Below are 20,549 nucleotides of genomic sequence, written 5' to 3'. Positions count from 1 at the left end.
GGGGTGAAGCGTACGGTAGGATCAATAACGATTGATCGTTATATCAGAAACATAGCCGTGCTCTGCATGTTGCAGCGCTTTCTTGAGCATGGTGGCGGTTTCTTCAGGTGTCATAAAACTGCTGAGATCCATTGCTTTACCACTGCTGGCCCAGAATTCGGTTGCCATGCCACCAGGATACACCCCGACCAGTTTCATTGGCTTACCTGCTAATTCCAGCCGGGTTGATTCCACCAGTCCCTTGACGCCCCATTTGGCCGCGCAATAGGTTGATTCGCCGGCTTTTGCCACTTGAGCTGCCGTCGACATCACCATCGCGCAGGTCAGGGGCGTATTGCGGTAGCGTTTGACCGCTTCTCGCAGGAAATAGGTCGCAGACAGCAAGTTATCATTGATCAACTGTGCAATGGCATCAGGATCCTGTTTCTCCAGCGAGCCGAAATAGCCACTGCCGGTACAGAAAATCATGATTTCAGGTGCGGATGGCAGTTTATCGAACAGAGATGAGACTGAGCTGGCATCTGAAAGATCGGCAGTCAGGGTACAAATATTGGCTGGCTGACATTGACGGGCGATGTTATGTAAGCGTTCGTCGTTTCTGCCTGTCAGTGTCAGTGTGTGGCCATCGGCGGCATAAGCGGCAGCCAGAGCTGCGCCCAGACCACTGCTGGCACCTGTGATCAGAATCATTGTTATCCTCTGCTTTTATCAGGGTTTATTCGGCAAAGTATAGCGACATTTCGGTCGGTGGGCAGGGTTGGTAGTCTGCTGATGGTTATCCATACAGAATGAGTTTTCCTGATAACACAGCGCATCGTAAGCCTCGGCCATAGTGCGAACATCGTGGTGTTGTAAAATATAGCGGCGAGGGCTGATACCCGGTTTCTTAATCAGCGCGGTATGGATTTGGTAAATCAGCGTCCGTTCATCGTCCGTATTGAGCGGGATACCATTGAACGGACAAAGAACATCGCGACAGGCGCCCATATCGGTTAATGCCGCAGGGATTCCGCAGGCTTGTGCTTCAAGGAGAGACACAGGATAGTCTTCCTCTTCCGAGGTGATACAGAACAGATCCAGCGCCTGATAAAACTCCGGCATATTCTCAACGTGCCCCATGAAATGGACTCGGTGACTCAGCGACAGTTTGATTGCCAGCATGTGCAGCGTTTGCGCAAGCGCGCCTTCACCTGCCAGGGTCAGATGCACGTTCTCCGGTAAGCAGCTCAGCGCATGTATCAACAGATGTTGCCGCTTTTCCGGGATCAGCCTGCCTGCTGTGCCGATGATTTTCGCCCCTGTGGGTAATCCCAGCCGGAGCCGGGCCATACTCTGGTTGCCCGGCTGGAATCGCTGAGTATCAACACCGTACGGAATCGTGATGATATCCCGGCGGCTCAGAGACGTTTGCAACCTGTCATTCATTCTGCCGCCGCTGGTCACCACGACCGGGTGCATACAACTCAGTGCCATTTTCATCAAACGCGGATGTTTGACGCCTTCCCGCAGCCAGTTATCGTGCTCGCTGTGTATTAAGGTTTTAACGCCAGCCAGTCTGGCTGCAATCCCAGCCTGATACAAAACTGTGCTTTGATGGGTATGCACAACACCGGCGTGGTATGACCGAAATAGTTTGACCAGGGAGTGGACGACGCTTGCTGTTGTTTCAGATTCTGCATCAAGGAAAATCAGTTGACCGATGACCTGTTTCAGGTATGGCCATCGTTCAAGCGTTTCACTCATCGTGCCTTCCAGACAGACGATAAAGCGCCTTTGTCGCAATGCAGAGAATTGCTGAATATTTATCGCCGCAATGCCCACCATTCCCGGCGTTAAGTGCTTTACAACCTGGATCACAGTATTCATAGCGACCGCCTTACAACATCTGTCTGTATAGGCTGAGGCAAGAGTCATGCCAGGCGTCATGTGGCGGGTCGTGCCTGTTTGCGTTTTAGGGCAAGCAACGATTGGGGTGATATTCGCATTCTGCAAACCAAGTTGGGATAAGTTGAGAATGGCAAACTGGGATTGAAATGAGTGTGCAATTTATCAATGAAGGAATGACATGGACCCCATGTCTGCTTTTCTTGTCCTGTTGGTGTGTGTTTCTGGTCTAAGCTGGAAAGTGATTTTCCAGGCCCGGTGTGACTGTTGAGTATTGAAAGTTGTTGAGTCATGGATGGTACAAGGGCTATCGGAACAGGACAGGCAGTGACATTGCTCTGCCACATTCATTTCAGTTCAGGAGAAAACGAGACATGACGACCATCAGCGTAAACGCATCGAGTCAAACGGAAATCACGCTCAAGAATGATGCAGAGTCCAGCAGCAAGGTCGCGCTTGCGGCTTTTAATGGCAGGGTATACATGGCTTACCGTGGCTGGGGCAGTTCTAAAAGTTTGTATATTTGCTCCACCGCCGATGGGGTGAGCTGGTCTCAGCAAACGAATATTACCGACGATAATGGCGCCAAAACCCAGAACAGCCCTGCGTTGGCAGCATTTAATGGCAGGTTGTATCTGGCTTATCAGGGCTCAGGCTCTGATAGCATTTATATCTGCTCAAGTGCCGATGGCGTCAATTTTGGTGATCAAACAAAAATCACCTCACAGAATGATGCTGAAACCGATTCCCCGCCAACCCTCGCTGCGTTTAACGGCCGGCTTTATATGGCATACCGGGGGGAAGATTTATCGAGCAACCTTTACGTTTGTTCATCGGCAAACGGCACTGACTGGGATTCACAGGTGAATGTCAGCGACCAGAATGGCGCATCAAGCACAACGACAGCCGGACCCTCATTAGCCGCTTTCAACGGGAAACTGTTTTTAGGTTGGGAAGGGGCGGGCGGAACCGCTATCAATGGCTCTGCCATTTATGTGTGCTCTTCTTCAGACGGTCTAGAGTGGGGGCCGCAAATCAACCTGGAAGATGCGAACGGGGCAGAAGGCTATGACGGTGTGTCGCTGGCAGCAACCAGTGATACTTTATTTGCGCTCTACCACGGAGCCCACACCGCACAGTTATACGGCTGTGCCTTTAATGGCACATCCTGGAGTACCAATCAGATTGATTTTACAGAAATCAATGAAGCGGGATCTCAGTGCGGCCCGGCTCTAGCTGCAACCAATAATACTTTTTATGCTGCATATCCCGGCATAGGGGCTTCGAATGATCTGTGGGATTTCACCTTTACAGTGAACTGGAACAACGCGTAAAGGCCATCTTCAGACAAACAAAAAGCCCGTTCTTTCGAACGGGCTTCTCTGTATGGTGCGTCTGAGTGGACTCGAACCACCGACCCCTACCATGTCAAGGTAGTACTCTAACCAGCTGAGCTACAGACGCTTTATTCAGTTTTTGCTTCAACACGCTTTGGCATATTGAAAAAATTTGGTGCGTCTGAGTGGACTCGAACCACCGACCCCCGCCATGTCAAGGCGATACTCTAACCAGCTGAGCTACAGACGCAAATGCTATGTTTTGATTGTTTAGCAACAATGTTTCTAATGCAGGATTTGGTACGACCGAGTGGACTCGAACCACCGACCCCCACCATGTCAAGGTGGTGCTCTAACCAGCTGAGCTACGGTCGTATCATTCATCGTCCTGCTTGAGAACGGGGTGAATATTAGCGACTCAGACCCACTCGCGCAAGTGTTTGAGTTGGCTTTTTTTATTTTTCGTGACTGTTTGATTGTTAGTTGTACTGCCTGATGCTGAATCAGGCACTGAGTGGTTGTTTTCAGGGTAAAAATTATTGCAAAAGCTCATGATCCGGCGGTAGTAAGCGGGAGATCCAGATGGCCAGTTTGTGTTTCATATTGGGGCCGTCTTCCTGATCGGGAGAAAGCGGGGTGATCTGCTTCACATCAACCAGTAACCGGTAGATACATTCCACTTTTTCTTTATCTGAAATGCCTTTGTCGAAGTCTTCGTAACCCTGTTTTTTGGCAAAGGCGATGCCTATTTCCATGGCTTTCTTAATCAGTTTTTGCTCGTTTTTGATTTTTTTCATTGTATCTCGTTCCCTGACGTTGACCTGCACATCAAGCATTGTAGGGGTTGTTGATCTTTTAAGCCATGTTCATTCATCGGTAAGGTGGTTCGGGTGTTTTGGCAACACGATGATAATGAGCGACAAAGACCGGCAGCCTTATGCTTGTCCGACGTTTATCCCACAGCGCTTGAACAAGGTCTGCCAGTATGAGACGTGGTTGAGAGTAGCGTCACGAAATTGGCGGTGTATGTCACCGTCGATATAAAAGCTGTGATACTCGGCAAGCGCGGCAGGGCGGTTGGGGAGAGCAAACAGGGTTTGCAGATCCGGTTGCATGTCCTGATAGCGGGCATCAAGGTTGGCAAGGTATGGCTGAATATCCGTCACGAAAAATTTATAGAAGACGTTCTCAAGAAAGTTGGCTTTTTGCTGATTTCGGTTGGGTCCGCACACGACTGTGGCGTCGTTTTGGTTCAGCAGCGCGGTTGTGGTATTCAGCCAGTCGGTAGCGCGGGCCATGGAGTAAAAAGCTGACCAGGATAACGCGAGGTGTGGATGTTTTCTTCATCGATGAGCAGGCGTTCAGCGGACTGGGCAGAGACGCTATGCTGCGCCGAGATCTGACTGGCAATATGCGCTAAACCCCTCATTGCCTGCAACGTGGTCGTGGCGTCGGGAATGGTGTCCAGTGAAAAGGCGACGTGTGTCGGCTTAAACTGTTTTTGCCATTCTTCACCAGTGAGCACCATGTTCCACACGTATTTAGGCAGGTCATTTTGTTTCGTGGCCTGAACCTGTATCAGTTGCGCTCTGAGAGTATTGTCTTCGGGCATTGTCGCGATACAGTGGCCGATACCATCTAATAACAGCAGTTCGTAGCGTAACTGGCGGGTTCTGTCCTGTACTTTTCCCAGCACGGAGTTTCGCTCTGCGATGAGATGAAACAAGCCGCATTTTCTGAGCTCATAGGCGTCAATCAGGACCATTCGGACATCTTCAGTGCGCTGCAGCAGATCGCCGACCTCGGGAAGAGGCGGGATTCGGGTATCCGGCGATTTCGGTGCACTCACATCCAGCACAGAAGCAAGACGCTCAGCATAGTTGGCAAACTGATTGTCTGAGGATTGCCTGTCGCAACCGGCCAACATGATGAGCAGGCCGCACATTGTGAGTTGAATCAGCAAGTTGTTTATATTGAGTGGATTTGAAAGTAAGCGTCGGCGCATGATCGTTATTCTGGGATTTTTATAACAGTATAAGCTCACAGATTGAGTTTTCAGATAAAGAAAAGGCAGCGTTTGCTGCCTTAGGAAGAGGGGAACCCGATTATTGTACAGACATTGCCAGCTGGAAATCATGGTCTTGGCGTTGCAGCCAAAGCAGTCGCACCGTCAGCATTAATGCTGCAGCGGTTAAGCCAACAATCGTACCAATCCAGAAGCCGTGTGGTCCCATGGGTTCTGTGATCAGGTGGGTCATACCCAGTGCATAGCCGATTGGCAGACCAAACACCCAATAGGCAATAAAGGTGCGGATGAAAATGGCACGCATATCTTTGTAACCACGGAGTGCACCGGCAGCAACCACTTGAACGGCATCGCTGCACTGATACACCGCCGCAAGGAACAAGAGCTGTGTCGCCAGCAGAATCACCTCTGTGTTGTCGGTATATAGCAAGCCAATCTGTTCGCGGAAAATGATCGTCAACACAGCCGTTGCCACAGAAATTGCAACACCCACCCAAATACCGCAGTGGCTGGATATTCTGGCGCCATCAAAGTTTTGTTCACCTAACTGATGCCCGACCCGGATGCTGACCGCGGCACCTAAACTCATCGGTAACATGAAGACCAGCGAAGAGAAGTTGATCGCAATCTGGTGGGCGGCGACCACAATCGAACCCAGTGGTGCAATCAACAGTGCGATTGCTGCAAAGATCGAGACTTCAAAAAATAATGCCGCCGCAATCGGAAAGCCCATTTTAAACTGGCGCAGAATCGCTTTCAGTTCTGGGCGATACCAGGTGTGGAAGAGTCCGACGCGGCTGAGTTTCCGGTTCACCAGTACATAAACCAGCATCGAGAAGTACATCAGCCAGTACACAATGGCAGTGGCAACACCACAGCCGATCCCGCCGAGCGCCGGTGCACCGAATTTACCGTAGACAAAGATCCAGTTGAGCGGGATGTTGGCTAACAAACCGATGAAACCAATCACCATGCCGGGAACGGTCAGTGACAGGCCTTCAGAAAAGCTGCGCAATGCCTGGAAAAGCAGCAGGGCCGGAACCGCATAAAGAACGGCGTGTAAGTAACCAATGGTTTTCTCTGCCAGTACAGGCTCAACGGCCATGTAATCAATTAAGATGCCCGCATTATAGAGCACCAGTATGATTGGGACCGACAAAAGTAAAGATAAGACAAAGCTTTGCTGAACCTGAAACGGAATTTTCTCTTTCTGGCCGGAGCCGTTAAGCTGGGCCACAATGGGCACCATCGCGAACAGCACACCAATGCCAAACAGAATGGCAGGCATCCAGACGCTGGATGCGACCGAGACAGCGGCCATATCAGTGGCACTGACGCCGCCAGCCATCACGGTATCAATAAAGCTCATTGCCGTCTGCGCGACAGAGGCGATCAGAACAGGAATAGCGAGTTTCAACAATCGCTTAGTTTCTAGACGATAAAGATGCACGAAATGCTCCAGAGGGCAGGTAATCTATTATTGGAATAATGTTCACAGTGGATTATATCGGCTTCACTGATACTGACAATGATTTATTCAATCTGTATCACAATTCAGCATTTTTCTGCTTTTTTCTGTGTCGCCGTACTGTTTGAGGATATCACAATGCCGCGGGACTGCAGGACTGGCTAAGTAAAACGGGTCAGTGATAGGATGCTGGGCAGAGATTCATTATGTAGCACAGTATTGTTTTGTATCCGATTATGCGAGTGCTTATCGCTTTCAGATTCAGTTCTCTGGAGGAAAAATGTTTACAGGTATTATTCAGTGCACAGCTGAAGTTACTGAAATTAAAAAGAAAAAGATTTTCAGACCCACGTTGTTCAATTGCCTGATGATTTGCTGCCGGGATTGGAAATTGGCGCCTCCGTGGCGCACAACGGGTGTTGCCTGACGGTGACACACATCAACGGAAATCATGTTTCTTTCGATCTGATGCAGGAAACACTGCGTGTTACCAACCTGGGTTTGCTCAATCCCGGTGACAGAGTGAATATTGAACGAGCAGCGAAGTTTGGCGATGAGATAGGCGGCCATAGTATGTCGGGCCATATCATGGCCACTGCGGTGGTAGATGAGGTCATTGAAACAGAAAACAATCATCAGATTTGGTTTTCTTTGCCTGCCGCCCTGATGAAATATGTGTTCACGAAAGGCTATATCGGTATCGACGGGGCCAGCCTGACCATTGGTGATGTGGATGGCCAGCGATTTAACGTCAACCTGATCCCGGAAACCCTGAACAGGACAAACCTGTCTGCGCGCCAAAAAGGCAATGTAATCAATATTGAAATTGATCCTCAGACGCAGGCTGTGGTGGATACGGTGGCAAGGGTCATGGCAGCGAGAGGCTAAAGGAAGTCGTGTGTCTCAATCAACACGCCCTCTTGTGAAAGGGGCGTGTTGATTCGGATGTTAAAAAATTTGCTCGTCGTCAGCATCGACAAACAGGTGAATGGTTTTGTGTAATTCATCAACCTGCATGTTTAAGTGAATCGCATGGCAACACGCGGGGCAATCATCGTAAAACTCCTGACTGCCGGCACTGCTGTCCAGGGTAATTCGGATATGGTGGCCACAATGCGGACAAATCACACTCTGCTCACTATAGTTCTTCATTTTCTACTCCTTACATTATGTACCTGATACTGATTGGCACATTCATACCGCTGCCAGTGTCCTTACTGGTGAGTCATGACTCTTTCGTCTTGGAAGCCACTGGCTGGTGAAAACGCAGAAGGCGTTTCTTACCTGGCAATCGCTGCAAAAACGATGGGTATAGGTTTGCTAACCGTTAAGTTAATCCTAGCGATGCGGATTAGTTTTTGCCGTGAATTAACTGCAAACTTTGAATTGCTGAGAAGTTTTAACTACGAGGGCTTTGTTGCCTGCAAAGTTGATAACAAGAGAGTAGACAAGCGAACGGTAATGTGAAATTGATTGATTTGAAATGGGCCTATAGTGACGCTTTTGACCGCGCTTTGGATGCGTATTTTGTGAAGCAGAATGATCAGCCTGTTTGTGTGTCGCGACAAACAGGCCAACCATTCCTCAGCCTGATTAAAGGCTGGTGATTAATGCTTTATTTACTTCGAGCAGCGAGTTAAGTTTTTTGTCTGCGATTGACCAGCGCAGATCGGCACTGTGTTGCTGCTCCGGTACGACAATGCTTTTCATGCGGGCAGCCTTGACGGCCAGCAAGCCGTTGAGGGAATCTTCAAAGGCGACACAGTGGAGCGGATCGACACCCAGGTCATGGGCCGCATTCAGGTACACTTCCGGGTGAGGTTTACCATAGCGAAGGTGCTCGGCAGAGAACAGGGCGCTGAAATGCTCGGTCAGTGACAGGGCATCTAAGGTGGCATTGATCAGGCTCATGGGTGATGATGACGCCAGCGCAATCGTCAAGCCCATCTCCTGACACGTCTGTATTGCTTCACGCACACCAGGCAGCATAGGTTTGTGCGCCTGAACCAGTTCTTCCACACGCTTGGTGATCATGGTGTTGACGTCCTGGCATGTCGGGCCTTGCCAAGGCTGACGTTCGAACCAGAGATCAACAATGTGATCGATTCGCAACCCCATGGTTTCCAGCGTTTCCTGCTGTGAAATTGTGACACCCAGCGAAGAGAATACCTCAACCTGGGCACGTTGCCAGAAAGGTTCTGAGTCGACCAGAAGGCCATCCATATCGAAGATTGCGGCTTTTAACATACGGTTCCCGTCTTGCGCTGAAAGGATAAAGAATGTGAACTTTATCACTTCAACTCTGGAGACGGTAGACCGGAGTCCCGATTAATTACGACCCGGGATTAGTCAGATTCAGCCGGCGAATGCAGCGTTCTGCCTGATCCAGATATTCCCCGCCAAAGAGATTGCAGTGGTTCAGCAGGTGATAAAGGTTGTAGAGGTCGCGACGTTGTTTGTAGCCATCATCCAGCGGAAAGACAGACTGATAGCCATTGTAGAAACTGTCGGGAAATCCTCCGAACAGCTCTGTCATGGCAATGTCGCACTCTCTGTCACCCCAGTAGCAGGCGGGGTCATAGATCACCGGGCCATCGACACTGAGCGCCGTGTTGCCATGCCATAAATCGCCGTGCAGGAGGGAAGGTTTGGGCTGATGTGCCGACAAGATATCAATGACCCGGCCTGTAATGATATCAATGCTGCCAAAGTCGATGCCTTTTTCTTCACAGAGTTGCAACTGCCAGGCAATCCGCTGTTCAGCGAAAAAGCGGCACCATTTCCGGCGCCATTGATTGGGCTGAGGGTCAGGCCAATAAAGTTATCCATATCAAAGCCGTATTCCGGCTGTTCACCCCATTGATGAAGATGCGCCAGTTGCTGACCAAGGGTGTGAGCCGATTCTGTATCCAGGCTTTTCATGGGCATGAAATCGAGGACAAGGAAGGCTTTGTCCCGGCTGATGCCCATATGCCGGCTTATTGGCACTGTGACTGAGTTTGTTTCCCGCAGGACCCGCAGACTTTCCGCTTCTGCTTCAAAAACAGGAAGCTGATCTTTCTCATTCAGCTTGATGAAGTACCTTTGATCGCCATCACTGATGCAATAGCATTCATTCACGTCCCCGCCAGGGAGCGTATCTCGCTCGCGTATGGTAAAGGGTTGATCAAGTACGTCTGAAAGCTGATGGGAAATCGCTTGCCACATAGCATCCTCCGGGTACAAACCAGTTTGGGTACAAATCATAATAAACAATAAAACAGCACCTGGGCTGGATTATATAAAGACAGTGACGCCAAATCTGTTGGGGTAATTCTGTTCGGGGACAGGCAGACTCAGATATCGGGAACCTTGTTCGAGCCTTAGCCCACCGCTGCGCCGGACTGACGTTATTGGAGTATTTTTTGTCCGTCGCCCCGTGCTTTACCTCATCACAGCATAGACTATATGTTTACTGCTCCGCAGACTTAAATAACAAAAACAGTCAATTAAAAAGTGCAGGGCAGTAAAATTCATAACAAAGCCGTTTTCATAACGGATTCAGATAAAAAAGCCGGGAGGGATCCCGGCTTGGTGGTATTGATGAATGTTGATGCCCCTGAATCAGAGACTTGGCACAAAAGATACCGACGTTTACGGCCAGAATCACCCGTGAGCCTGATACTGGAGTTATTTATCGGTGATCATGGGCAGATCCAGGCCTTGCTCTTTGGCACAGTTGATTGCAATGTCGTAGCCGGCATCAGCGTGACGCATCACACCAGTAGCAGGGTCGTTACGCAGGACGCGGCGGATGCGCTCTTCGGCTTCATCGGTACCGTCACACACGATCACCATGCCTGAATGCTGGGAGAAGCCCATACCGACGCCACCACCGTGATGCAGCGAAACCCAGGTCGCCCCGGACGCCGTGTTCAGCAGGGCATTGAGCAGTGGCCAGTCGGACACTGTGTCTGAACCGTCCATCATGCCTTCTGTTTCACGGTTCGGGCTGGAGACAGAGCCTGAATCCAGGTGGTCACGACCAATCACAAGTGGCGCTTTCAGTTCACCGTTCCGTACCATTTCGTTAAAGGCCAGACCCAGACGTGCACGATCTTTCAGTCCCACCCAGCAGATACGTGCCGGCAGGCCCTGGAACTGAATCCGCTCGCGCGCCATGTCCAGCCAGTTGTGCAGGTGCGGGTTATCCGGGATCAGCTCTTTGACTTTCTGATCGGTTTTGTAGATGTCTTCCGGGTCGCCGGACAGAGCAGCCCAGCGGAACGGCCCCACACCTTCACAGAACAGCGGACGAATATAAGCCGGCACAAATCCCGGGAAGTCGAATGCGTTTTCAACACCTTCTTCCAGCGCCATCTGGCGAATATTGTTGCCGTAATCGACGGTTGCAGACCCCGCTTTTTGCAGATCCAGCATCGCCTGTACCTGAACCGCCATGGATTCCTTTGACGCTTTCACAACCGCGCCTTCGTCTGTCAGGCGCATCTCTGCCGCGTGCTCCATGGTCCAGCCTTTTGGCAGATAACCGTTCAGCGGGTCGTGGGCTGACGTCTGGTCAGTGGTGCAGTCTGGTACGATGCCGCGCTTCACCAGTTCAGGGAAGACATCTGCCGCGTTACCCAGCAGGCCAACAGAAACCGGCTTGCCGGTTTGTTTGGATTCTTCAATGATCGCCAGTGCTTCATCCAGCGTGGTGGCTTTACAGTCCACATAACCGGTACGCAGACGGTAATCGATACGTGACTCATCACACTCAACGGCGATCATAGAGAAACCCGCCATGGTCGCAGCAAGAGGCTGAGCGCCACCCATGCCGCCAAGACCGCCGGTCAATACCCAGCGACCTGTCGCATCACCATTAAAGTGTTTACGCGCCATCGCCACGAAGGTTTCGTAGGTGCCTTGAACAATGCCTTGCGAGCCGATGTAGATCCAGCTGCCTGCAGTCATCTGGCCGTACATCATCAGGCCTTTCTTATCCAGCTCGTTAAAGTGCTCCCAGTTTGCCCAATGCGGCACGATATTAGAGTTGGCAATCAGGACGCGTGGCGCATTGCTGTGGGTTTTGAATACACCGACAGGTTTACCGGACTGAACCAGCAGTGTCTCATCGTCTTCCAGACGTTTCAGGACTTCCACGATCTTGTCATAACACTCCCAGTTACGGGCAGCACGGCCAATCCCACCATAGACCACCAGTGAATGCGGATGTTCTGCCACATCCGGGTGCAGATTATTCATCAGCATACGCAGCGGGGCTTCTGTCAGCCAAGACTTGGCATTCAGTGCGGTGCCTGTTGGTGCTTGGATGGTACGTGTCGTGTCCAGACGTGGATTCTGCTGTTGCGTCATTTTGCTCTCCTTGCCGTTCTTCGGTTAACGAATCGCGCGGGCGATTGTCCAGGCCAGCCGTGCAGCTAACCGTGCAGTTTGATTATTAATGTCAAAACGTGGGTTGTACTCAGCCAGATCCGCGACCAGGATTTTCGACTCACCTTTCGGCGTTCTGGCTTTTAATATCGGTTCCAGCAGCATTTCAACGATATCGAATGGCACGCCGCGCGCAGCCGGGGCACTGACTCCCGGTGCCACAGAGGCCGGGAAAACATCCAGATCAATGGTCAGATACAGGTAATCACATTGATCAATAAATCGCTGAAGCTCTGTCAGCGTCTGCTCCATTTTGTGATGAACCAGTTCATGGTCATCTTTGTACAGCACGCCTAAACGGTCGGCTTTTTCATACAGCGCTTGGGTGTTACTGGTCCGTGCCAGTCCCAGACAGGCATATTTGAATGGCCAGTTATGCATTTCGCAAAAACGGGCAGCCTGATGGAATGGGGTGCCTGAACTGCCTTTCTCAGATTGCTTGCCACCCGGCGGATTCCGCAGGTCAAAGTGCGCATCAAAGTTGATGATGCCAACACGCGGTGGCTGCTGCGCTTCAGTGGCATTGCCGGCAACATGCTGTTTTTGCACCAGATAATTACCTATGCCCTGAAACGATCCCCAGGCCACTTCATGCCCGCCGCCAAAGACGATCACTTTGTGACGCTGACGCAGGGCACGGCTCACGTCTTCAGCCAGCCGGTATTGCGCCAGTTCGAGATTGCTGTCGTCGCAGCTGATATTTCCGCCGTCATAAACGGGCCCTTCGTGATGCCAGGCCAGGTTGGCCAGTGCACGGCGAATCGCAACCGGTGCATCATAAGCACCGGTACGGCCTTTATTGCGTGAGACGCCTTCATCACAGGCAAAGCCGAGCAACATGATGCCGTTTTCATTCGCATCGTCAGCCGGTTGCACTTTCTGGTGCCAGCGCAGACCCTTGTTGCCGTCTTCAGGATCACTGCGTCCTTGCCAGACACTCATATCAATAGGCATACAGCCTCCTGTTTACTGATTCTTGGGTTGATAAAATATGTTGCCATCCACAACCCGGGCGATTAAATCCGGTACACCCATGCGGTAGGACAGCTCTGCTGGTGAGTCGAGATTCCACAGCGCCAGATCTGCGGCCATCCCTGTGCGGATCTGTCCGCATTGTTCACTCAGGCCCAGTGCCTGAGCGGCATGCGCGGTCACACCTCTCAGACACTCTTCCGGTGTCAGGCGGAAGAAGGTACAAGCCATGTTCATCATGGTCCGCAGCGAGGCAATCGGCGAGGTGCCAGGGTTAAAGTCGGTGGAAATCGCCATCGGGACCCCTTTTTCACGAAGCAGGGCAATTGGTGGCTGCTGCGTTTCACGCAGGAAATAGAAAGCGCCCGGCAGCAGGGTCGCGACTGTGTGATGGGCTGCCAGCGCTTCCACACCGGCTTCGTCCAGATATTCAATATGGTCAACGGATGTTGCACCCATACTGGCAGCCAGTGCACTGCCGCCTAAATTTGAAAGTTGCTCAGTATGCCCTTTAATCATCAGGCCATGCGCTTTGGCCGCTGTAAAAACCCGCGCACTTTGTGCGGTAGAAAAACCGATGCCTTCGCAGAACACGTCGACGGAATCTGCAAGGTTCTCTTTTGCTGCTGCAGGAATTATTTCGTCACATACCAAAGTAATATAATCGTCGCTGCGTCCGGCATATTCAGGCGGCAGAGCATGCGCGGCCAGCAGTGTGGTCGAGACTTTGATATCGGCCTGCTCGCCAATTCGGCGGGCAACACGCAGCATTTTCAGCTCATCTTCGGTCGTCAGGCCATAACCGGATTTGATTTCGATGGTCGTGACGCCGTCACGCTTAAGGCCTGCCAGACGCTCTGTAGCCAATTGATACAATTCATCTTCAGTGGCGGCTCGCGTGGCTCTGACGGTAGACAAAATACCGCCGCCGGCCTTGGCGATCTCTTCGTAAGGCACACCGTTCAGACGTTGTTCAAATTCGTTGGCACGATTGCCTGCAAACACCAGATGAGTATGGCAGTCAATCAAACCCGGGGTGACCAGAGCCTGTTTGCAATCGACGATGTCAGCCTGGCTGTCGACGGTATCCTGCCAGTCTGACTGCTGCGGACCGGCGTAGCTGATCTTACCCTGACGGATAATCACCATGGCGTTATCCATGATCTGATAACCGTGTTCCGGTTCCATGGTGACGAGTTTGAGATTGGTCAGAATACGTTCCATAGCGAGCAGAGTCTCTTGGGTTGTTTAATATGTATATACAAATTAAAGTCTGAAATCAGGTAAAACTCAAGATGTGATGTAATAAAAATGTGATCGATGTTGAAGGATTCTATTAACCGTAGCGCATCCAGCAGCGGGAGAGGGATGTATCAGATAAAAACGATGAAGTAGACAAAAGCCTGACCACAGAGTGAACCGGCTTTTGTCTCAATACGACAGGTAAGAAATAGTGAGGAATTCAGTGCCTGAAGACGAGTCAGGTTAAATGACCCGTGTTCTGGAGCTGAGCTTGTATTTATCACCAGGGTGGTACAGCAGCGCGGTACTGATGAGATTGGTGTTACTCCAGGTACGACGATTGAGCAGTAAACAGGGCGACTCAAGATCCATTTCCAGTAACTCACTGATATGCGAGGGGGCAGAATGGCTTCGACAGTATGCTCGATATCACTGAGCGGGCATGTCTGCATCAGGTACTCATTGGGGGTCTGAGTCGTAAAATCCTGCTGGATATAATCGGGCGCAAAGTGCGGATTCACCCAGCGTTCTTCTAACTGAATCGGCACTTTATTTTCGTAATGGACGATTTGAGTGAAATACACGGTCGTGTCATGGCGGACGCCTAAGCGCAATGCAATTTCATCGCGGGCTTTCACCTGTTGCTGTGTGATCACTTTACTGGAGTACTGATGGCCCCGGCTGGTGACCTCCGCTGCAATGTTCCGAATTTCCATCAAAGGAGATTCGGCTTTTTTATTGCAGACAAAAGTGCCTAAACGAGGTGTGCGTTCCAGAAACCCTTCATTTACCAGTTCTTTGATCGCTTTATTGGCCGTCATCCGGCTGACTTCAAACTGCTCAGACAGCTCAATTTCGGTGGGGATCTTATATCCGGGAGGCCATTCACGGCTCTGGATCTTCTGGTCGAGGTACTCTTTGATTTGCTGATAACGCGGTGCGCTTGCCATGGTGTTGTCTCTGCGTCATTTTTGACTGTAAATTGCCTATACAAATGAAAGCAACTTTTCCCTTATTTTGCAAGCGGCTCACAGGTAACTGGCTTTTGTATCTTTAGTTTTGTGAGTCAATCCATTACAATTCGCCTTCTGTCTGGGGTCAGCAATTTTGATTTGTACCAAAATTCACACCGAAACAGACATTATCTCATCACCGTACTGCGCCTTGGCAGGCGGTAAAATAAGAAATTGCATGTGCTACTTGGTATGTGGCACCACTGAACAAAGGATCAATGCATGCCTGTAATTACTCTTCCTGACGGCAGTCAGCGTCAATTTGATAACCCGGTTTCAACTCTCGATGTGGCGATGTCTATCGGCCCTGGCCTGGCGAAAGCCTGTATCGCCGGTCGTGTTGACGGTGTTCGCGTTGATGCCTGTGATGTGATTGAAAACGACGCAAAACTGGAAATCATCACCGCAAAAGATGAAGACGGTCTGGAAATCGTTCGTCACTCTTGTGCGCACCTTTTGGGTCATGCGATCAAGCAATTGTATCCGGATGTGAAAATGGCGATCGGTCCGACGATTGATTCCGGCTTCTATTATGACGTCGATCTGGAGCAACCCTTGACGGCTGACGATCTGGAAAAGATCGAAAAGCGCATGGTCGAGCTGGCGAAAACGAAATATGACGTAATTAAGAAGAAAGTCAGCTGGCAGGAAGCACGTGATACCTTTGAGTCTCGCGGCGAGCCCTACAAAATGGAAATCCTGGATGAGAATGTTTCTCGCGATGATCGTCCGGGTTTGTACCATCACGAAGAATACATCGACATGTGTCGTGGCCCGCACGTGCCGAACATGGGCTTCTGCCAGCATTTCAAACTGCTGAATGTAGCGGGTGCATACTGGCGTGGTAACAGCGATAACAAGATGTTACAGCGTATTTACGGCACAGCCTTCCATGATAAGAAAGCACTGAAAGCGCACCTGACGCGTCTGGAAGAAGCGGCGAAGCGTGACCACCGCAAACTGGGTAAGCAGCTTGATCTGTATCATATGCAGCAAGAAGCGCCGGGTATGGTGTTCTGGCATCACAACGGCTGGACCGTGTTCCGTGAGCTGGAAGTGTTCGTCCGTGACAAGCTGACTGAGTATGACTACCAGGAAGTGAAAGGTCCGCTGATGATGGACCGCGTGCTGTGGGAGCGCTCGGGTCACTGGGACAAGTACGCAGAGAACATGTTTACGACTGAGTCGGAAAAACGTGAGTATGCGATTAAGCCAATGAACTGTCCGGGTCACGTTCAGATCTTCAATCAGGGTCTGAAATCATACCGTGATCTGCCATTACGTATGGCCGAGTTTGGTAGCTGTCACCGTAACGAACCGTCAGGCGCACTGCACGGTCTGATGCGTGTTCGTGGCTTTACTCAGGATGATGCGCACATTTTCTGTACGGAAAATCAGGTGCAGGAAGAAGTAACTTCTTGTATCAAGATGGTTTACGACACGTATGAAACCTTTGGTTTCAACAATATTGTGGTGAAGCTGTCGACACGTCCAGAGAAGCGTGTTGGTTCCGATGAAATGTGGGACAAAGCTGAATCTGACCTGAAAATCGCACTGGAATCAATGAGCATTCCTTACGATATTCAGGAAGGTGAAGGGGCGTTCTACGGCCCTAAAATTGAATTTACTTTGCATGACTGCTTAGATCGAGCTTGGCAGTGCGGTACAGTTCAGCTAGACTTTGCTCTGCCTGAGCGTCTGGGGGCGACTTATGTCGGTGAAGATAATGAGCGTCATACGCCAGTAATGATTCACCGCGCAATTCTTGGTTCCCTGGAGCGTTTCATCGGTATCCTCATCGAAGAGTACGCGGGTTATTTCCCAACCTGGTTGGCGCCACAACAAGCAGTGGTCATGAATATTACTGACAGCCAGTCAGAATATGTTCGAGAAGTCGTAGAAAAACTGCAAAAAAGTGGAATCAGAGTCAACGCGGACTTGAGAAATGAGAAAATTGGCTTTAAAATCCGCGAACATACTTTAAAGCGAGTTCCGTATATGCTTGTCTGCGGTGACAAAGAAGTCGAAGCAGGTGAGGTTGCGGTTCGTACTCGCAAGGGTAACGATTTGGGTAAATTCAAGATTGATGACTTTGTTGCGTATATGCAACAAGAGATTAGCAGTCGTAAGCTCAATGTTTTGGAGGAATAAGGTATTAAAGGCGGAAAAAGAACTCAAGCACCAGTTAAGCAAAACGCACACCGTATCAATGGCGAAATCCGTGGCGTACGCGAAGTTCGTTTAACTGGTATCGATGGTGAGTCTATCGGTGTTGTTTCTATTGAAGAAGCAATTAGTGCAGCGAATGAAGCTGGTGTCGATCTGGTTGAAATCAGCCCTAATGCCGAGCCACCAGTCTGTCGAGTGATGGACTATGGCAAGTACCTGTTCGAAAAGAGCAAGGCTGCTAAAGAGCAAAAGAAAAAGCAAAAACAAATCCAGGTGAAGGAAGTTAAATTCCGTCCTGGTACAGATGAAGGCGACTATCAGGTAAAACTGCGCAACCTGACTCGCTTTTTAGAAGAGGGCAACAAGGGTAAAGTCACACTGCGTTTCCGCGGTCGTGAAATGGCCCACCAAGGTCTGGGTATTGATCTTCTGAACCGTATTAAGGATGAACTGGTCGACATCGCTGTCGTCGAGAGCTTCCCTAGTCGTGTCGAAGGTCGTCAAATGACCATGATGCTTGCCCCTAAGAAGAAGTAATTCAGGCCTTCAAGTAGCAAAAGCGCTGCTCAGTGCAGCGCTTTTTGTTCGCCTGATTACTATGTTATTAACTATCAACAATGCGGAGTCTCATCATGCCTAAGATGAAATCCAACAAAGGTGCTGCTAAGCGTTTCAAGAAAACTGCTGGTGGTTTTAAGTACAAGCGTGCGACCAAGCGTCACATTCTGACTAAGCGTACTACTAAGAACAAGCGTCAGCTACGTCCAAACTCTCTGCTTCCTGCATGTGAAGTAGCAGCAGTAGCACGTATGCTTCCGTTCGCTTAATCGTTTTTAGTTTTCGTATTTATTTAGTTAGGAGTTTCCTATGCCTCGCGTAAAACGTGGTGTACAAGCGCGTGCACGTCACAAAAAAGTTCTTAAACAAGCTAAAGGTTACTACGGTGCACGTTCACGTGTCTATCGTGTAGCTTTCCAAGCAGTTACTAAAGCCGGTCAATACGCTTACCGTGACCGTCGCAATAAGAAACGTACTTTCCGTCAACTGTGGATTGCACGTATCAATGCAGCGGCACGTCAAAACGACATGACCTACAGCACCTTCATCAATGGTCTGAAGAAAGCATCTATCGAAATCGATCGTAAGATCCTGGCTGATATCGCTGTTTTCGACAAAGCGACTTTCACCGTTCTGGTTGAAAAAGCGAAAGCTGCACTGTAATTTCAGTTCAGTTTGATGAAATAAGGAGAGCCCAGGCTCTCCTTTTTTTGTTTCAATTTACACAAGCTCTCTCTGGGTCACTTGAGTCCGTTAACCGTTACAGCCAGTTTGTGCCTGCCACGGGCTGTCGGGAGTATGGCCGGGAATCTCTTGTGCAGTCCACCATTTTGCTTTCCAGTACTCCCCATTAAACTGAACGATATCTCCGGCACGGTATGTGCTGTGCGCTGACCAGACAGCCTGTTCACAACTCAGAACTGGCACAGGGTTTTGCATCCATTCAACCAGCTGACGATGCGATACAAAACGCACCTGCTGTTTCGACAACGCGTATTCAATGAATTGCTTCAGCACTGTCTGCCTGTCAGCGACGCTGGTTTCAGGCATCCCGAAATGTTCTCCACCATTTAACTGACCGTAAAAAGCAGAGTGCAGGCCCAGCACCAGAGGCGCGCGATTACCGGATAAATGCAGGTCGAGATTGTATTTGTATAAGGTAAGCACATCTGCAGCGTTCAGGCCGTATCCACCCCAATCCGGCGTGGTATAGAGATTCCAGTCGAAGTTGTCAGCCTTTCGTGCAGTCGGATCATAATAAGGGACACGGCTGGCAATTTTGTCGTTGAGCGAATAGGTGAGTCCGTACTCTGCGGCTTCTTCATCCGTCGGAACAATCAGTGCTTGCAGCGGCACTTCCCATAGCCCGAGGACATTCTTTACTGCTGGTTTCCAGCCGCCTTGCTGGGCGGCGGATTGTGACGGACTCCCTTGATCAAGCGTGTGTGGCCAGTAGTTGTTGGTGCCATTCTCTTCTCCGGTGATACCGGCCGGGTAGCTGACATCATATTGGATGGCATTTGTCGTCAGAGCATCAAGCGTATTGTCGTTAAATGTTAAAAAGGGCGCCCGAAATCCGGCAACCGCAGGGGCACCAACACCGCCTTGTTCGACAGGCTGAGTCAGAAAATCATTACAAAGCGCAACCTCTTGTTGCCATTGCTCAGCTGTCATCCAGGACTCGAAAGGGTTGTAGTTTATCTTATCGTCCGGATGGGTTTCTGTGTGGTTGGCGATGTCATGACCGTTCGTGTTCAGTTTTCGCCAGAGATCGATGATCTCAGGCTGGTTTCGGGCAGGCTGGCAGTGCATGAAGAAACTGGCTGTCAGTTTGGTTGCGGCAAATGCATCCAGCCCATTTGGGTTTTTACGGTGATTGAGCAGTTCACTGACCCAGATCAATCCATCTGCCTCGATATTGTCATCAAAGCCTAAAGCAATAAACATAGGTGTTTTGGATGTTTCAATCGGGCTGGACTGCGTAGCAGGGTAAAAGCTGGTGTCTGCGCTGGCAAAAGAGCTAACTATCAGTAACGATAATAGGGCAGGTGTATGTTTTTTCATCATGGTTCCTTTGAGTGTGAAGAAAATATATTGATTAAAAACATAATTTTATGGATGCATGGTGAACTTGCAGACCAGAGAAAGAAGTAAAAAGTGATTTTCAGAGCGATATGGCAACTAAAGTGCGAAAAAATTTTTGTTGCAGAACTGAAAGTGACTGCCGTTACGCGAATGGATGTCGCGGTCGTCTTTGATTGCCAACAGTGTGAACCTGAGCTTTCTGGCGACCTGAAAGGTACAAAAGTGTCTGCTTGCGTTGTTTAGGACGATTTTTCCGGAAAATTTTTTAGCAAATACACAGCTAAGTGGCGATTGCGTTTGGATTTAGCACCAGCTTTCTTTAATATGTATCGTTACGCGAATTTATCTCCCTGAAGGACGCC

Annotated in this window: 16 protein-coding genes, 3 tRNA genes and 4 pseudogenes; 7 read left to right on the top strand and 16 right to left on the bottom strand. The window is 50.0% G+C overall.

The annotated features are described in order from the left end of the window. Positions 1–21: 21 nt before the first annotated feature. Positions 22–690, bottom strand: coding sequence for an SDR family NAD(P)-dependent oxidoreductase (locus P4S53_RS17310; RefSeq protein WP_337113640.1), 669 nt, complete (start codon positions 688–690; stop codon positions 22–24). A gap of 18 nt (positions 691–708) precedes the next feature. Beyond that, positions 709–1,866: a glycosyltransferase gene (locus tag P4S53_RS17305; protein WP_337113639.1), complete on the bottom strand. Its 1,158-nt coding sequence runs from the start codon at positions 1,864–1,866 to the stop codon at positions 709–711. A 392-nt stretch (positions 1,867–2,258) separates the two neighbouring features. On the opposite strand from P4S53_RS17305, the gene P4S53_RS17300 reads away from it, so the two are divergent. Then, positions 2,259–3,218 (top strand): hypothetical protein, encoded by a 960-nt coding sequence (locus tag P4S53_RS17300; RefSeq protein WP_337113638.1) that lies wholly within the window; start codon positions 2,259–2,261, stop codon positions 3,216–3,218. A gap of 53 nt (positions 3,219–3,271) precedes the next feature. Here the strand turns inward: P4S53_RS17300 and P4S53_RS17295 are convergent. From P4S53_RS17295 to P4S53_RS17270, 6 genes and pseudogenes are all read right to left on the bottom strand, one after another. After that, positions 3,272–3,348 (bottom strand) — tRNA-Val (locus P4S53_RS17295). Between the two features lie 46 nt (positions 3,349–3,394). Then, positions 3,395–3,471 (bottom strand) — tRNA-Val (locus P4S53_RS17290). Positions 3,472–3,519: 48 nt separating this feature from the next. Further along, a tRNA-Val gene (locus P4S53_RS17285) sits at positions 3,520–3,596 on the bottom strand. A 161-nt stretch (positions 3,597–3,757) separates the two neighbouring features. Then, complete coding sequence (locus tag P4S53_RS17280) at positions 3,758–4,018, bottom strand: DUF5062 family protein (protein WP_027252100.1); 261 nt, start codon at positions 4,016–4,018, stop codon at positions 3,758–3,760. Between the two features lie 138 nt (positions 4,019–4,156). Continuing rightward, positions 4,157–5,148: pseudogene (locus tag P4S53_RS17275) on the bottom strand (DUF3080 domain-containing protein). Between the two features lie 178 nt (positions 5,149–5,326). Next, positions 5,327–6,697, bottom strand: a complete 1,371-nt coding sequence (locus P4S53_RS17270) for an MATE family efflux transporter (RefSeq protein ID WP_337113637.1) — start codon at positions 6,695–6,697, stop codon at positions 5,327–5,329. A 298-nt stretch (positions 6,698–6,995) separates the two neighbouring features. Here P4S53_RS17270 and P4S53_RS17265 point away from each other — a divergent pair. Beyond that, positions 6,996–7,603 (top strand): annotated as a pseudogene (locus P4S53_RS17265) (riboflavin synthase subunit alpha). Between the two features lie 60 nt (positions 7,604–7,663). Here P4S53_RS17265 and P4S53_RS17260 read toward each other — a convergent pair. Beyond that, on the bottom strand, positions 7,664–7,867 hold the full coding sequence (locus tag P4S53_RS17260) for a CPXCG motif-containing cysteine-rich protein (protein WP_337113636.1): 204 nt from the start codon (positions 7,865–7,867) through the stop codon (positions 7,664–7,666). Positions 7,868–7,942: 75 nt separating this feature from the next. Between P4S53_RS17260 and P4S53_RS17255 the strand changes: the two genes are divergently transcribed. Further along, on the top strand, positions 7,943–8,182 hold the full coding sequence (locus tag P4S53_RS17255) for a hypothetical protein (RefSeq protein ID WP_337113635.1): 240 nt from the start codon (positions 7,943–7,945) through the stop codon (positions 8,180–8,182). Positions 8,183–8,308: 126 nt separating this feature from the next. Here P4S53_RS17255 and hxpB read toward each other — a convergent pair whose 3' ends face one another. The 6 genes and pseudogenes from hxpB to hutC all read right to left on the bottom strand — a co-directional run bounded on the left by hxpB (position 8,309) and on the right by hutC (position 15,312). Continuing rightward, positions 8,309–8,962 carry a hexitol phosphatase HxpB gene (gene hxpB / locus P4S53_RS17250; RefSeq protein ID WP_337113634.1) on the bottom strand — a complete coding sequence of 218 codons (654 nt, stop codon included), beginning with the start codon at positions 8,960–8,962 and terminating at the stop codon, positions 8,309–8,311. Positions 8,963–9,047: 85 nt separating this feature from the next. After that, a pseudogene (locus tag P4S53_RS17245) lies at positions 9,048–9,922 on the bottom strand (fructosamine kinase family protein). Between the two features lie 462 nt (positions 9,923–10,384). Further along, complete coding sequence (hutU, locus tag P4S53_RS17240; RefSeq protein WP_337113633.1) at positions 10,385–12,070, bottom strand: urocanate hydratase; 1,686 nt, start codon at positions 12,068–12,070, stop codon at positions 10,385–10,387. A 24-nt stretch (positions 12,071–12,094) separates the two neighbouring features. Further along, the gene (gene hutG / locus P4S53_RS17235; RefSeq protein ID WP_337113632.1) at positions 12,095–13,102 is read right to left on the bottom strand and encodes a formimidoylglutamase; all 1,008 of its coding nucleotides are present in this window, start codon (positions 13,100–13,102) and stop codon (positions 12,095–12,097) included. 12 nt (positions 13,103–13,114) lie between these two features. Further along, positions 13,115–14,344, bottom strand: coding sequence for an imidazolonepropionase (gene hutI / locus P4S53_RS17230; protein ID WP_337113631.1), 1,230 nt, complete (start codon positions 14,342–14,344; stop codon positions 13,115–13,117). 261 nt (positions 14,345–14,605) lie between these two features. After that, positions 14,606–15,312, bottom strand: a pseudogene (gene hutC, locus P4S53_RS17225) (histidine utilization repressor). Between the two features lie 285 nt (positions 15,313–15,597). Between hutC and thrS the strand changes: the two are divergent. The 4 genes from thrS to rplT all read left to right on the top strand — a co-directional run bounded on the left by thrS (position 15,598) and on the right by rplT (position 18,765). Continuing rightward, entirely contained in the window at positions 15,598–17,526 is a 1,929-nt protein-coding gene (thrS, locus tag P4S53_RS17220) for a threonine--tRNA ligase (RefSeq protein WP_337113630.1), read from the top strand. Positions 17,527–17,529: 3 nt separating this feature from the next. After that, positions 17,530–18,081 (top strand): translation initiation factor IF-3, encoded by a 552-nt coding sequence (infC, locus tag P4S53_RS17215; RefSeq protein ID WP_205576862.1) that lies wholly within the window; start codon positions 17,530–17,532, stop codon positions 18,079–18,081. A 95-nt stretch (positions 18,082–18,176) separates the two neighbouring features. After that, on the top strand, positions 18,177–18,371 hold the full coding sequence (gene rpmI, locus P4S53_RS17210; RefSeq protein ID WP_027252113.1) for a 50S ribosomal protein L35: 195 nt from the start codon (positions 18,177–18,179) through the stop codon (positions 18,369–18,371). Positions 18,372–18,411: 40 nt separating this feature from the next. Beyond that, a complete protein-coding gene (rplT, locus tag P4S53_RS17205; protein ID WP_027252114.1) occupies positions 18,412–18,765 on the top strand; it encodes a 50S ribosomal protein L20 in 354 nt (117 codons plus the stop codon). A gap of 90 nt (positions 18,766–18,855) precedes the next feature. Here the strand turns inward: rplT and P4S53_RS17200 are convergent, their stop codons facing one another. Then, entirely contained in the window at positions 18,856–20,166 is a 1,311-nt protein-coding gene (locus P4S53_RS17200; RefSeq protein ID WP_337113629.1) for a polysaccharide deacetylase family protein, read from the bottom strand. Positions 20,167–20,549 lie beyond the last annotated feature (383 nt).

The sequence above is a fragment of the Photobacterium sp. Hal280 genome (assembly GCF_037162255.1).
Lineage (GTDB): Bacteria > Pseudomonadota > Gammaproteobacteria > Enterobacterales > Vibrionaceae > Photobacterium.
This window is presented reverse-complemented; position numbering and strand designations above follow the sequence as displayed.